The organism is Sphingobacterium sp. NPDC055346, from assembly GCF_053645235.1.
Map to the genome: position 1 here is coordinate 282,064 of NZ_JBSHMI010000004.1, position 15,618 is coordinate 297,681.

Here is a 15,618-nt window from a genome sequence, read left to right on the forward strand (position 1 = left end):
TTTACATGTTTCATTATTTTTACTTTCAGTTAATAATAAAGGCTAATGCTAAATTCATAAAGCTTTATTCGTAAATTTTGAATGATTTAAATTAAATTCCTTCAATTTCAAATTGATAAGTCATGATAGCTAGACATTTACTACTCTTTTTCGCACTCCTATTCATTCATATAAATGCAACTCAAGCGCAGGTTAAAGATACTTTGGTCTTTAAGGAGTATAACGATGAGGGAGACATAGCTCTGTTCTTTGTGCAAGAAGGAAATAAATCATGGCCAATGGTCTTCATGGCTAAAAAAGAACCTAGCAAGGATTTGCTGCGTGGTGATATCATTGAAGTGCTATGGAAAGAGGAGGAAATTAAAAATATTGATGGAGATTTCATGGAAAACAATCAAGTCCTCTTGGATTATACAAAATTAATGGATGGAAAGGTACATGCACTCCGAAGAGCTTATCCAAACCTACTACAATATGTCAAGTCTCCTGATCTACAATTAACAGATTCCTACCTTGCATATTTAACTGCTTACCTGGAATACTATCTTGCCTATAGTACCCAACCTCTCACCAAAGAAATCCTAAAGGAAAAGGATCAGGCCAAGTTAATTTATCAAATCGATGAAATAACTTTTGAAGACCGACCCTATATGGTCATTGGCCTTGGAACAGACCAAGATAATAAGCAGAATATTTTACAATGGCTGTATATCGATAATGAAAATAGAAAACTTTATGAGTACGACATCATCAATCAAAGACTAATTGAATTCTATTGATTGCCCAATCCTATTTCGCACTTTCCTTCCGTCGATAACGAAGCTGTACCAAACCAGTCTCGAATGATTTAACCGAATGTAACTCAAGGATTTGTTCTGTCATATGTCCCTTAAATAGCCGTACCCCCTCTCCCAACAAAACTGGAACTATAGATATGATCAATTCATCAATCAATTCATTTTTTAATAGCTCATTGATCAGCTCTGCCCCTCCATCACAGTAAATGCCTTTCCCCTCAGCAGCTTTCAAATCCTTTACTAATGCAATAACATTACCATTATAAAATTTAATATTTCCCTGTGCCGGTCTATCGGAGCTCGTAATCACATAAACCTGACGTTCAGCTTGATCATAATGTTGAACACCTATGGTTCGCTCAACAAAATCAAAAGTCTTTCTACCAATGATAATTGTATCAATATCTGCGGTAAAATCTGCGTATCCGTAGTCCTCGCCCTGTTTTTCAACTAAATTCAGAAAACTGAGATCATCATTTGGCTTTGCGATAAAACTATCTAAACTGCAAGCTATAAAGAGAGATAATTTTCTCATATCATCAAGGTTATGGATAAAAAGTAACGGTATATCCCAAGAATATCCTCGTATAAATTTCAAATATTTTCTTAAGAAATCTTTAAAAACATTTCAACATTACTAATATTCAACTATTTATTATCAAACTTATTTAAGATTTTTAAGTTAATATAATATTAGCTTAACATTGAATCAATCTTAAAACTACATTTTTGCCAAAACACTAAACCGTTTTAATCACTATGAGAAAAACATTAATTGTTAGTCTCGCCCTTTGCCTTTCTTATCCCAGTTGGGCAAATGTGGACTTGAGACTTGCTGAGCCATTCAAAGCTATTGGTTCAGAACTACGACAATCGACTATTCGAGGTGTCGTAAAGGATAAAGATGGAAATCCTTTATCCCCAGTAACAATTACTAACCTGACCACACAGAAGTCTACCAGTACCAATGAAAATGGTGAGTTTGAAATCGAAGCTAGTCAAGGGCAGCAGTTGCGAATCAGTTACCTAGGTTTTGAAGCACAAAACGTGACGGTAACATCAAGTAATGTGCAGATAACCCTGACTCCTGACGACACCAATCTGGAAGAAGTGATCGTTGTAGGTTATGGAACACAAAAGAAAGCCAACCTTACCGGAGCTGTAGACCAAGTGGGTCCTGAAGTTTTCGAAGGAAGGGTCTTGGCGAATGCCAGCCAAATGCTGCAGGGTGCTGTTCCTAACTTAAACATTGTTCCTGCTGACGGTAAACCAACCCGTAATCCTAGTTTCAACATCCGTGGTACCACCTCCATCGGGCAAGGTGGAAGTGCCTTGATCTTAATCGATGGTGTTGAAGGCGATCCTTCCTCACTGAACCCCAATGATATCGAATCCGTATCGGTCTTAAAGGATGCTTCATCTTCGGCTATTTATGGATCTCGCGGTACATTCGGTGTGGTATTGATCACAACCAAAAGAGCTAAGGCGGACCGTACAAGCATTACCTACTCCGGAAATGCTTCATTCCAGAAGCCAATCGCTAGACCCGACTTTATTACCGATGGATACACCTATGCTTCCCACTTCTTTACAGCATATAATGCATGGAACAACTATTCATCAATCCCAAGTAAACTGAATAAGACCCAGATCTTTACTTCAGAATGGTTAGAAGAATTCAAACGCCGGAAAGAACAAGGCATTACTGAAGAAGTTACAGTAGATGATAAAGGAAACTACGTATATTATGGCAATGAGGACTATTATGGTACTCTAATCAAGGACAATACCTTTGTTCAGGACCATAACCTTTCCATTTCAGGAAACTCCGGTAGATTCGATTATTATCTATCTGGCAGAACTTATGACTACAACGGTATGTATAATTTCAATACCGACAATTATAACACGTACAACACAAGAGCTAAAGCAGGAATGCAAGTCAATGATTGGCTAAGGATTACCAATAACATCGACTACTCCTATGCTAAATATTGGGATCCTTCGACTGCTGGTGAAGGGGGAAATATCTGGAGAAACATAGCTGATGAAGGTCACCCTTCCTCTCCAATTTTTAATCCTGATGGCTCCTTCAGTTTCTCGGCAGCCTATACTGTAGGTGATTTCATTTACGGCAAGAATGGTACAGCCACTAAAAACGCTGACCTTCGAAATACCACGGCATTCGAAACTAAATTCTTGGATAACTCCCTGAGAATAAAAGGTGATTTCACCTTCAGGAACCGTGATTTCAATTCTACTCGCGTCCGCGTGCCAGTTCCATACAGTGTTGCTGAAGGAAAGATGTTGAAACTGGAAACCTCCATGAACAACAATATCTATCTGGTCGACCAACAATGGAAATACCTATTTGGAAACTTATATGGTGAGTACGAAAAAACCATTGGCAACCATTATTTCAAAGGTTTATTGGGTTATAATTATGAACAACGCGTTTACGAATCAGATTATATCACAAAGACAGGGCTTCTGACCGAAGATGTTGACAATATCAACCTAGCTTTAGGTCAAAATACCACCGCAACTGCTGGTTACAACAAATACAGAAACGTTGGCGTCTTTATGCGTGCTAATTATATCTATAAAGATCGATACCTATTTGAATTCAATGGACGTTACGATGGATCTTCCAAGTTCCCTATCAATGAGCAGTGGGCCTTTTTCCCTTCTGCATCCGTGGGATGGAGAATCTCGGAAGAACCTTTCTTTGAAGTGGACAAGAGCGCTATCTCCGATTTAAAACTAAGAGGTTCCTATGGTTCACTTGGAAATGGTAATATTGACCCCTATGCTTTTATGGATCAGTATTCCATCAGTATCTCCAATAGGGTGATTGGTGGGGTTAAAAATCCATACACAGGGGTTCCAGTGGTTATTCCAAACAACCTAACCTGGGAAACTGCAAGAACGGCCAATATAGGTCTGGATCTTTCTGCCATCAATAATAAATTGACTTTTACGGCTGATTTCTATCAACGGAAAACATTGAATATGTATACCGTAGGTATGACATTGCCAGATGTATTCGGTGCAGCATCCCCTAAAGGAAACTATGCCGACATGACCACCCAAGGTTTTGAACTTTCACTAGGATATAGAGATAGCTTTGAAGCTTCAGGAAGTCCATTTAACTGGTCTGTAAAAGGAACTTTGGCTGATTATAAATCAACCATCGATCGCTACAACAATGAAACCGGAAACCTTTCTGATTATTATATCGGCCAGACCCTAGGAGAAATATGGGGCTATGAAACCCAAGGCCTATTCCAGAACCAAGCGGAAATCGATGCTGCTGCTACACAATCCTTGATTAAATCTTCTAATTCTGGTAAGATCTATCCTGGTGATGTACGCTTTGCTGATTTAGATGGAAATGGTGTCATTGATTATGGAACAAATACCTTGACTGACCATGGAGACAAAAGAATCATCGGTAACAAAGAACCACGTTACATCTATAGCTTCAACCTCAACTTGGATTGGAAAAACGTCTACATATCATCCTTTTTCCAAGGTGTTGGTAAGCAACAGTGGTATCCTGGAAACGAATCAATCTTCTGGGGACAATATAATAGACCTTACAACAACCTTCCATCGTGGCATGTTGACAATTATTGGACTGAGGACAATCCGAATGGATACTTCCCACGTTATGCAGGATATAATGAATCCATTAAGGTCAATCCACAAACAAGGTTCTTACAGGAAATCTCTTACATCCGTATGAAAAACCTGCAGATAGGATATAACTTCCCTAGTTCAATCACCTCAAAACTTAAAGTTCAGAGCCTAAGGATTGGATTATCTGGTGAAAACCTATTTACTTGGTCCCCATTCTACAAAAGGACAAAAGATCTAGATGTCGGCAACTTAAGACCTTCAGATCCTGATATCTCGACAGGACATGGTGATGGTTTCAATTACCCGGTTATGAAAAGCTATAGTTTTAACCTATCTATCGGATTATAATCATGAAAACATTAAGAAATTTATTATATCTACCTGCTATCGCATTGCTTTTCAGTTCTTGTGAACTATCTGAAATGCCCCAAGCAACCGCAACCGAAGATGATATCTTTGGAACCGAAAACGGATTGAAAACCTACAGTATTTCATTCTACAACAATATTACCTCCGGTTCAGATGCCTATAAGGGCGATGCCATGACCGATTATTCTGTGGTCAATAGCCTTAATGACTTTATGGTCAAGGGAGCCTATTCTCCTGAAGTAAGTTCGGGATGGTCTTGGTCTACCTTAAGGAACATCAATCAAATGATCGTCAAGAACAACCGTGAGGAGGTTAATGAAACGATCCGTAATAACTATACCGGTCTTGCTCGATTCTTCAGGGCTTGGTTCTATTATAATATGGTCGTACGATTTGGAGATGTGCCATGGATAGACCATCCAATCTCGCAAGATGAAAGGGAAGTTCTTTTTGCAAAGCAGGACTCTCGGGAGGTAGTAGTAAAGCACATCTTGGAAGACCTTGACTATGCCTACCAAAACATCACTGAAAGTGCCGGCGACGGTACGGTCATCAACAAATGGACAGCCCTTGGCCTAAAAACCAGAGTGGCACTATTCGAAGGGACCTTCCGTAAATACCATGCACTTGATCTACCAACAAAACCAGATGATTTCTTTAAAATGGTGGTTGATGCCGGCGATATCCTGATGTCAAAAGGTCCTTATTCCCTGAATACTGCCCAAGGGGTTAAATTATCCCAAAGGCAGCTGTTTATCAGCAATACGCCGGTTACCTCTGAGGTTATGCTAGCTGTAGCATTCAGCAAGGAATTGGCCATCTTAAATGATGCCAACTGGTGGTGGACTTCCGCAACCTACGGTCCTAGATTGAGCTTGTCCAGGGAATTTGTGAACAGCATATTGAATATCGATGGAACTCCATATACCGACCGTGCTAACTACAAAACCGAAGAATTCTTTGAGGAAACCCAAAACAGGGACAATCGCCTTTCGCAGTTGATCCGTACACCCGGTTACAAACGCAATGATGCTCCGGCTCCGCCCAACTTCAGCAGCTTTACCTATACGGGTTATCAGCCTATCAAATATACTTTGGATGATAGCTTCTATGACAATGGTGGCTACAACACCAATGCTGTCCCGTTGATGCGCTTTGCAGAGGTTTTATTAAATTATGCAGAGGCAAAAGCTGAATTAAAGCAATTATCGGCTTCAGATTGGCAAAAGACCATTGGTGCACTTCGCGCTCGTGCGGGGGTGACTGGAGGAACCAATGCATTACCTTCAAAAGTAGACCCTTTCCTTCAAAAGACATTCTTCCCTAAGATTTCTGACCCTATCCTCTTAGAGGTTCGTCGGGAAAGACAGGTAGAACTTGCATTAGAAGGTTTCAGATTCAATGATTTGAAGCGTTGGAAATTAGGTGAATTGATGGCAAACCTATCTTGGACGGGTATCTATGTGCCAGCCTTGAATACTTTAATGGATTTAGACCATGATGGTAAGATGGATGTTGTGTTCTACGATGGCAGTCAATCTGGACCATCCATCACAGTACCTTCAGGTGTTGCTAAAGTCGCTATCGGTGGAAAGGCTACCAACTTTCAAACCCTCACTGCTGATAAACATTTGGAATGGTTCAAGGCCCAGCCCCGTACTTGGGACCCTAATAACAAACAATACCTGTACCCAATCCCGGCTACAGCCATCGTAAAAAATGAAAACCTGGTACAGAACCCAGGTTGGTAAAATAAAATGAATTGTCGTTTTCCAGTGGCTGCTAGATCTAGCAGCCACTTTTTTTATATATCCCCAATTTCATTGACAACAAACCATTTATTCCTTAGATCCATCGGTGTACTAACCTGTGGCCTACCTTCAGCATCCCGATAAGAGACCGTTTGCCTATAGACAAAATTACCCCAATTCCGATTCAGGTCATTCTGCAATGGCCACAGGTTGGCAACCTGATCGCGTCCGCCAAAGCCTAGGTCCTTAACATGGTCAAAATCATAACCCGATAAGGTCAAGTGATAATTCTCTGTCATCAACCTCCTGAACCTATCCTTTTCGGCACCCGAACCTGAAGTTGAACTCCGTTGCAATTTATCCCCTATCCGCACAAAGTTTTCACTGTCCACCCCAATCATAATAAACTCAGTCCCTTCCCCTGGCATTTCATTCCTGCCACTATAGCCCCTTCTCGTGGTCGGCGGAAGCTCTACCCGGGTCTTTCGATCTGCTGGCGCAGATTCTATTGGATCTGGTGGGACCATGCCTCTACTTCGCCATAAAGAATCTTTCGGAATCAGATCGGTTATCGCAAGCACATGCCCGCGTTTGGTCCAGCGGATTGCAATCGGATTTTCATAGCTACCATCCGGCAGATCGCCCTCAGAGATCAAAATAGCAACATGTTCAGAAAGGTTATTCAACAGACTATCCAACCTGGCCTTTTTAGCTAAAAAGGCAGCCCGTCTTTCTTCCGGAGGCAATGTGCGCGGAATAAAGTTCATTTTTTCCCGGTCTATTTCCTGGGCTATAGGTAAGGCCGCTTGCTGTGCCCTTCGTTTGTCATCATCATTGGCAACAGGCACATTACGGATAAAACTTTCAAATGTGGTCCCCCTTCTACTGGCAACCATCAAAGTCGCATTCTCTTCTTCACCATCAAAATAAAGCTCATGGTCCCTACCATCTCTGGCCCTGAAGGATTTCATCGCGGTCCACCAGCCAACCAGTGCTGCTATGGCTTCCCTACCCCTGTCGACCAGCCAATCTCCGGCCGCCAACAATCGGTCTACCAACCAATCGATTTTCTCATCGATCCATTCCTCAGCTCGGGTAGCCATTTCCCTAATCCTTCTTCCGACCCGACTCATGCTGACCTGATTGGACAAAAACTCCAAGAACAACGGTATTGCCCGCTGCAAATTGTTTTCAAAACGCAATGCGGCATTCATAAAGGTACCTGCCATTACTTCCCCCACATTATCCAGCACGCCTTCTACCAATTCCAAGATCTCCCTCGCCCTGTCGATCGCTGTTTCGACTGCCCGATAAAAAGTAACTATCGAATTGACTACCGCCATGATACCCGTAGGATCCAACATGCTGACCAGCCTTGCACTTACCCGGGTGATAATATTGCTCACTAGCCAGTCGATAACCGAATCCACCAAGGTCTGCAGCAGTTCAGCTCCACGATCCCGGATCATCGTAATGATCTCATCCAAGCTGTGCTCATGCAGGGCAACAACCCAACTCCAGGCCTGTCCGGCGGCACGACCGATCCTACCGATCCACAGCCTTACCCTTGCGGCCAATTCTGCCCCTCTTTTCCGCTCAATGCTCCGATAGACCTTTTCCATTCCCACACTGAACAGACTGCCCAACATCCTGAAGATCTCCGTAAAATTAAAGGCCCTAGGTATATAGATCGGACTTCCTTGAACGGCATCAAACAGCCAGGTCGTAAAACCTTCCCTTAGATGGGTCCACTTACGCTCAAAGAAACCGATAAAGCCCAGCTTGGCCGTCTGCAGCATATTCACAAAGAATACCCTTGGCCTTTCGATGATACTGTCAAATACTTCAAAGGCTTTATTGAAGACTCTGACTGCCAACTCAGCTGGAAACCTTAATACCTCAAGCAACAGATTAAACACCTCCCATAATGCTCCCTTTACATCTCCATGGACAAACATCATGTTCAGTATGAGCATGCACCGGGTCCGCATGGCGGTCCAAGCACCTTCCACATCCTGAACCTCCCGGAGCAATGGAATATGCTTAAATATATATTTCACAAAAAATGCAATTATTTTATCCCGTATACATTTCGGGATCCTATGGAAGAGGTCATCCAAGATCAAGAATCCCAATTGAATATAATTGGTCATCGCACGGCCTATCTTTGCCAATATTCTCGTGATCGGTTGTAAGAATATCCTGATCCGAGCAAAGGCAAGCTGCAGATTGACGATCAGCTGGGTAGCCTGTACATTCGCCCATGCTTCCAACTCCACAAACTTTTCCGTCAACCAATTCACCGCCATATTGATAGCCGTAAGCATCAAGGCAGAAACATCCTGCGGGATACTTTGCAAGGAAATTACTGCCGTATGCAAAGTACCGCTGATCATTGCGATCTTAGCGCGCAAGAAAGTACTCAAACTTTGGATCGCCTGAAACAGGCTCGGAATCAATACCCCATTGATAAAACCTCTTTCTCGAATGATGGCATCCCGATGTATGATATAATGCCTGATCCTTGAAGCCGCATATATAATGCCGGTTATCATAGCTCCAGCAACAATAAATGGTCCCGCAGGAGATAACAGCAGAATAATGCCACCCAATATCATCAATTGGGTTTTATAAGGTTCCAAGGCTTGCTTCACCTCTTCCCATAGACTCAGGACCTTCCTTTTTACCTGTTCCCATAGACTATCCTGATCATCACCTTCAAAACCTATCGCTCTGGCAAACCAATGCCATATATCCGCATAGACCGAAATAACGGTCTGAATATGGTTCCATATCCTTTCCGCTACCCATTTGATACCATCCCAGATCCTGCCGAAGATCCTGGAGACAAAATCCCAGATCGGCTTCCCGATATCGTTCCATACATGGTCGATAAATCGCTTGATTGGAGCCAAAAAGGTCTTGATCCTATCGAGAACGGGATCTGCAATCCCTTCCAATATATTGTTGATAAAGTCTGTCGCTTCCACAAATGGCGAACAGTCCCCCTGTTTCAAGCGCTCAATGGCCGTAACCATCCAAGCCCTGAAAAGATGGAAATTGGTCTTGATCAGACTGATAATGGAAGCTCCCAACCGAATCGGTTCACTAAAGGTATTCACGGTGCTGTTCACAAAGTCGGCTACTTTCCCCTTCGCCCAATTGCTGAAACCCTGTACCCTAAATATGTCGTAGACCTCAGGCGAAGCCTCCCTCAGCAGGGACCAAAGGGCCTCTTTGGCCTGCTCCATTAAAAAGCCATCCTCCTCATCCTGTTTGGCAATTTTCTTCTCCGTACTGCTCAAACTCGGATTTACTGTCGCATGCGCTGGATTAGGGCCAGCAGTATGGGCAGACTTTTGCTGCACCTGCTTCGGTCTTGCCCCGCCCTGCTGTATGGTATGGGTCAGTTCATGGGCCAAGAGATGCATGCCCGCATGACTGTTCACATCAAACTTTCCTGTATTGAAATAAATATCATTTCCATGCGTAAAGGCCTGCGCATGCAGATCCTTATTCATTTGAACCGCCATGCTATTATCATGGATCCGGATCTGCGAAAAATCAACCCCAAAGGATTTTTCCATCTGCCTTAATATTGTCTCTGGCAATGGACGTCCTGCACCTTTTGAAGCAGATAGGTTATTCTCTACTGACGTCTGAGCCTTATTCCTGAATGCATTCAGGCTGTTAGCCTTTCGCTGCACCGTATTATCCCTTTCCCTTTCATCAGCCTTACGTTCCAAGTTTACCGCTCTTCTAACCTCGGATTCATTTTGAAGCTGATGTCTAGATCTGTTCCTTAAGGTTCGCCGATTTTGAGGCCGCAGTTTCATCTCCCGCCTTTTCCCATCTTCCAGGACTACGCTCATCTGGCTCTCATTAGCATGCGCCTGTTTCTGAAGCGTTTTATCCTCCCGATCCTGCTCTTTCCGCTTGATTTTATCCTTGTCTTCCTCCTTCAATTGAACCTCTTCACTCCCCGATTCCTTACGCTGTACTTTTTCCTCCTGCGCGCATTGATCACATTTTCTCTGAACCAATGGTGTAATCGAAGGTTTCAGCTCATCCTTCCCCTTTCCCGCATTTTCCTTCTCTTCCATCTTCTGAACCACCCGATCTGCTGTGGCATCAGCCTCCTTCTCATACCGGTCATTCGGCTTAGAAACATTCAACTTCGGCTGTACAAAAAAAGAAGAATTCTCCGACTTCCTCTGAAAGAAATCAGCATGGGTAGCACTATCGCAAAAAAATGAAGATTCAGCCCCTTTAGAGAAAAAGGAGCTGCTCGATTTGGCAGGACTTGCCACTGACTTTGCTTCAGCAGCTTTCATATCGGAATCGTTAAGACATATCCCTTAAATTTCCGCAGGAAATGCAGAAATAGCAATAGCTAGCAGTAGTCAATTTATAAAAGAAGTGACTGCCAACATCCTATAATGAATAGCTCAGAATATTTAACCCTTTAGCTCGGTATAGATTTCGATCAGGTTACTCTCTGGATCGCGGAAATGGGCAACCCGAATCCCCCAGTCATCCATATCCATCGGAACCGTAATAAAATCAATGCCCTTTTTCTTTAAGTCCTCAAAAGATGCATCAACATCATCAACCTCCAAGATCAAGGCAAATTGATCATTCGACCCACGCCTGTTCTCCATCGCCGAAATACCCAAGGCCATATTCATCAACTCCGACTTAAACAGCGCCAAGCCCCCAGGCATCCCAATGTTAAAACTGGCGTAAACCTCCCCCACATCCCCATGTGCACATTCCAGACCTAAAGTCTCCTTGTAAAACCTAAAGCAACTGTCAAAGTCCCTGACCATTAACCTGATATTGTTGAGTTTCATAGCGATGTGTTTTGGTTAGCTTAAACTAATTTAATGCATTTATTTGAGGAAACAGCTGTGGATGATATTTGTTTTTTGAAGAAAATTCTTTTTATACCCCTACAAATCATTGAAGAATCATTGAATTTGGCATTATTTCAATTCATTTTAAAATAATATTGTATGTTAAATTAATGGCCATAAAAAAATGGCCACTTTTAATAATAAAATTATCCTTTCATCTCCTATCTCTTTCTTCCCAGCAATCTATTGATTTCTTCAATTGTAAAATAATCTCTTCCACCGATTTTAATGGGTTTAATAATATGGTCATTTTTCATCCTATAATAGGTTGATTTACTTATTTTTAGCAGTTTAATCAGATCATCAACATCAATAAGTGAGTTATCAGGAATTAGTTTAATGTTTTTGGTTTGGGAGTTAAAAAGTTGGGTACTTTTAAAAAATTCACTGTTTGTTCGGGAAATCTCGGTATGATCGACTAACGTTTCATACATTTTTTCCAACAACCTTCTCACCCGCAGCAATTCATTGAATCTTGGTCTGGATGGATTTTCGTTCATATATTATGATTTGATTTCTATCATGTACTAACCCCTCGCTACTCTATCCTAATGGGCCAAATTTAATTTTTAATTAAACACATTGCGTGGCTTTTACGTTAAGAAATTGAAATAAATGTATTAAGTACTTATTGGACTCAGCTATCATTGCAGCAATTACTTTATCTTTTCTGCATGCTGCTACCTGATAGTATATTAATTTCCAACCATTTGGCCCTTCGAACCTAGGTATCAATCGATATTATTGACTGCAATGCCCAAGCGATGCTTGAGAGACTTGCCAAAAAAAATCCAGTATACCCTGCAGCTATTGGATCAGGGAATATTCCTTCAGATACCTAGATCTATAATAGCGGTAAATAAAACAAAACGAATGCTGATTTTTGCTCATATCCATTGCGCCAAAACGGCCCAAAGTTATGCTGACCAATTCTCCAATATTATTTAAATATCTTTTTTAAATTTTTTAAACAATTAATAGCTGCTCAAACTTTATTGCTGCAATTTCTTCTGATGGGCAATTTAGAAATGACTATTAATTTCAGAATATATACTTGATTGGTCCAGGGAATGATAAAAGGAAGAATTCTTCAATTAACAAATGGAATTTTCCTTGATGCGTTGCAATTTTTCATTTAAAATTGGTTTTTGATCAGACATTTTATTTTGACTTTGTTTTACTCTCATTCGAGACACATTCGGAAAATTCGGAATGTGTCTCGAATGAGACTGGGATGAGACCAAGAAATTCTGATGGAAATTGAAATTTTTTATCGAAGGATTATTTTTCTAAGTTTTTCAGTTTTTCAAGTATTATTTCGGCCCTATTTTTCTTTCCAGACTCTGATTTAGAATCTAAATCTTCCTCCCGATATTGGCGGTACTGATACTTAAAATCTTTAAGGAATTCAACCTGTTCGACCTGTACTATTCTTTTGGGCGTTAGGGCGCCGAACCATTCCTTGTCACTTTCTACTGCCCAAGATACTTGATAAATGCTAGCTTTTTCAGGAAATTTATGTCGATTTGAATTTTTTATTTCCTGCCATGCTAAATCATTGGCATAAATTACCGACATACAGCTGTCCTTTGGATTATTTGAAAGGGTTAAGGCATGCAAAAGCAAAGGGTTTTCAGGCAGTTTCCCAAGACTTATTATGGAGGCTTCTCGGTTCAGCAAACGATCAGCATGGCCCTTACAGCTAATTTGAAGGACAGAAAAGAAGGAAATCAAGATGTATAGGATATTTTTCATGGTAGGATTTAATTAAGGTTCTTAAGCAGAAAAGGTCTAGTAAAAACATAATCGCTTTCTTGGAGTGGTTTATGGCAGTTTGTACATTCCGTCGTTAAAATCGCTTTTCCACCATACGGTTTCAGGTCTTTTCCCCGCCATCTTGCCCAGCCCCAACCCAAGCTGCTTTTAAATTTCTGGGCATCCTTGATCATAAATTCCACCTGAAAGAACTCCCCGGTTGATAGCGTTCCGTCCGCATTGCTCCTTGATTTCCATGCTGCTTTTGCAAAAATGGCTCCATCAGGCCAAGGTTTAACCCGATTCTCCTTAATGGCCTTTACGGCGATATCATTGGCATAGATGAGCCGCATCGTAGCATTATCAAAACGATCTGAAAAACTGATCAGCTTCCAATCTTTATATTCAGGAATATACTCGATTCCATTGGCATTCGCTGCAACAATCATTTTTTCCACCGCTTTTGGGGAATGGAGGTTTTTGTTGCTATCTAAAACCAGTGCGGGATCAAATGCTTTCCTAGGCGTACGCTCAGTCAAATACCTTTTTAGGATTGCGATATCATTCTCTGAGGGTTTGTTGTCCCCATGTATATAGCTATAAGATTTCAGTGGCATTTCACCCTCCAATATTTTATTCAAGCTGTAATAGAGGAGATTGTTCCTGGCCGGGATTTCTAAGGAATCCCACTTTAAGAAATTCATTGCCGCCCTACCCTTTGCGATATGGCCATTGACAAAATAATCTAAGGGTACGATTTTATCATACCAACTGAGATTGCTTTGGGAGGAATGACAATCAAAACAAGACTTTTCTAAAATAGCATTGATTTCCTCCGGAACTCCGGACAGTGGTTTTGCTGGATCCGACTGTACCGAATCCGCTCTTACAAAGGGCAAAAATTGCAGAACAATGATTCCCGCAAATAAAACCAAGGGGACATAAAGTGATCTTTTCATCTTAACTGATTGATGGTTCATGGCTCAAAATTAGCTTGAAACCTGAAGTAATGCCGCTTCAATGAGCTTGAAAGGGATAAAATGGAAGCTAAAAGTGAATATTTGGCCTTGAAGGGGATCCAGTTCCGTGAAGGAAAGTATTAAATCAGGTTTAAGTCCAGGAATTTTTGATTCCCTCACAAAAGCTATACATTTGAATGTCTCAACAAATAAAATGAAAAGCTCCAAACATTACTTATGGACATTTATAGGCCTAACTCTGCTGACTTTTCTGGCTTCTGCGGCCTCATTGAGCTATTACTACCAAGAAGCTAAGACTTCCTTGCTGCAACAGATAGAAAGTGCCGGTAAAAGAGAAATCAGGGAACTGGGCGTTTTGTTGGAACAACAGATCCATGCTGGGATTGCAAAGGAAACGGTGATTGCGAACCTTCAGAAAAGCATCCTGAACACGGATGTGCAGAGTGAATTTGTCTGCATGTATAATACCCAAGGCATTGAGCTATGCCACCCCGATCCATCCTTGATCGGACAAAAGATCGACGCCTCAAATTCTTCCATCAATATAGCCGGTCAACGGAATTCGTTTCGCCAGATCTTGAAGGAAGGAAAGGAACGCTCCGGCACCCGGGAATTCCCCTCGGATAGCCAAAGAAGTTCCGAAATAGTCAGTGTCTACCCAGTTCAGGGAACAGATTGGATGCTGGCCAGCCATGCCAATATTGCTGCAGTTCAGGCTCAGTTAGAGGATCTATTCCTAAAATTTGTTGTGGGTGGAATTCTTTTTACTTTATTCATTAGCCTCTCTTCCTTCCTATTGATCCGCTTGATCTATAGGACTTACGAAAAGCAAAAAGAGGCTGAGATTGCAGAACTCAACATGCAAGTGAATACCCTACAGATCATGAACCAGCAACTCGAAACAGTAAAGAACAATATCGCTCAAGAATTTTCCGATAAAAAACCGACTCGAAAACGTATCCTCTCCTATATCAGGGATGAGGTTATTGCCTTGGATACCGATGATATCGCCTATTTTGAATTGAACAACAATGCTATAATAGCAAGGACATTTGATCAAAACACCTATAGCGTCAATGGAAGTTTGGATGAGCTGGTCAATGAGCTGGACCAAGAGGTCTTCTATAGAGCCAACCGACAGTTTATCATTAATATCCGAGCGATCTCCAATATCTGGGTGTATGGGAGGAATCAACTGCGAATTGAAACCACGGCAAAAAGTGAAGCCCCAATCCTTATTAGCAAGAACAAGGTCTCTGAATTTAAAAGGTGGTTAGATCGTTAGAGATTTGACTTAAGTTGCCATTCCATAGGATAAATATTGCTAAAAAATCCCAATATAATTGCAATTGCTCAATCGCATGAACCGAAAGAAATAAAAAATTCATGGCCAGAAAATAAATTTAAT

At 41.5% G+C, this 15,618-nt stretch carries 10 protein-coding genes; 4 read left to right on the forward strand and 6 right to left on the reverse strand.

The window, feature by feature from the left end; all coding sequences use genetic code 11:
• Nucleotides 1-122 precede the first annotated feature (122 nt).
• Nucleotides 123-779, forward strand: coding sequence for a hypothetical protein (locus tag ACWICE_RS10230; RefSeq protein WP_454298300.1), 657 nt, complete (start codon nt 123-125; stop codon nt 777-779).
• A gap of 10 nt (nt 780-789) precedes the next feature.
• Here ACWICE_RS10230 and ACWICE_RS10235 read toward each other — a convergent pair whose 3' ends face one another.
• On the reverse strand, nt 790-1,332 hold the full coding sequence (locus ACWICE_RS10235) for a dihydrofolate reductase family protein (protein ID WP_454298301.1): 543 nt from the start codon (nt 1,330-1,332) through the stop codon (nt 790-792).
• A 224-nt stretch (nt 1,333-1,556) separates the two neighbouring features.
• On the opposite strand from ACWICE_RS10235, the gene ACWICE_RS10240 reads away from it, so the two are divergent.
• Both ACWICE_RS10240 and ACWICE_RS10245 read left to right on the forward strand, forming a co-directional pair.
• Entirely contained in the window at nt 1,557-4,787 is a 3,231-nt protein-coding gene (locus tag ACWICE_RS10240; protein WP_454298302.1) for a SusC/RagA family TonB-linked outer membrane protein, read from the forward strand.
• Nucleotides 4,788-4,789: 2 nt separating this feature from the next.
• Nucleotides 4,790-6,559: a RagB/SusD family nutrient uptake outer membrane protein gene (locus ACWICE_RS10245; RefSeq protein WP_454298303.1), complete on the forward strand. Its 1,770-nt coding sequence runs from the start codon at nt 4,790-4,792 to the stop codon at nt 6,557-6,559.
• Nucleotides 6,560-6,612: 53 nt separating this feature from the next.
• Here ACWICE_RS10245 and ACWICE_RS10250 read toward each other — a convergent pair whose 3' ends face one another.
• The 5 genes from ACWICE_RS10250 to ACWICE_RS10270 form a co-directional block, all read right to left on the reverse strand.
• Nucleotides 6,613-10,893, reverse strand: a complete 4,281-nt coding sequence (locus ACWICE_RS10250) for an eCIS core domain-containing protein (RefSeq protein WP_454298304.1) — start codon at nt 10,891-10,893, stop codon at nt 6,613-6,615.
• Between the two features lie 123 nt (nt 10,894-11,016).
• Entirely contained in the window at nt 11,017-11,412 is a 396-nt protein-coding gene (locus tag ACWICE_RS10255; protein ID WP_454298305.1) for a VOC family protein, read from the reverse strand.
• 224 nt (nt 11,413-11,636) lie between these two features.
• Complete coding sequence (locus ACWICE_RS10260) at nt 11,637-11,975, reverse strand: helix-turn-helix domain-containing protein (RefSeq protein WP_454298306.1); 339 nt, start codon at nt 11,973-11,975, stop codon at nt 11,637-11,639.
• A gap of 781 nt (nt 11,976-12,756) precedes the next feature.
• Entirely contained in the window at nt 12,757-13,230 is a 474-nt protein-coding gene (locus tag ACWICE_RS10265; RefSeq protein WP_454298307.1) for a hypothetical protein, read from the reverse strand.
• A gap of 8 nt (nt 13,231-13,238) precedes the next feature.
• Nucleotides 13,239-14,189, reverse strand: coding sequence for a cytochrome P460 family protein (locus ACWICE_RS10270; protein WP_454298308.1), 951 nt, complete (start codon nt 14,187-14,189; stop codon nt 13,239-13,241).
• A gap of 214 nt (nt 14,190-14,403) precedes the next feature.
• Between ACWICE_RS10270 and ACWICE_RS10275 the strand changes: the two genes are divergently transcribed.
• A complete protein-coding gene (locus tag ACWICE_RS10275; protein ID WP_454298309.1) occupies nt 14,404-15,495 on the forward strand; it encodes a LytTR family transcriptional regulator DNA-binding domain-containing protein in 1,092 nt (363 codons plus the stop codon).
• The last annotated feature ends 123 nt before the right edge of the window (nt 15,496-15,618 follow it).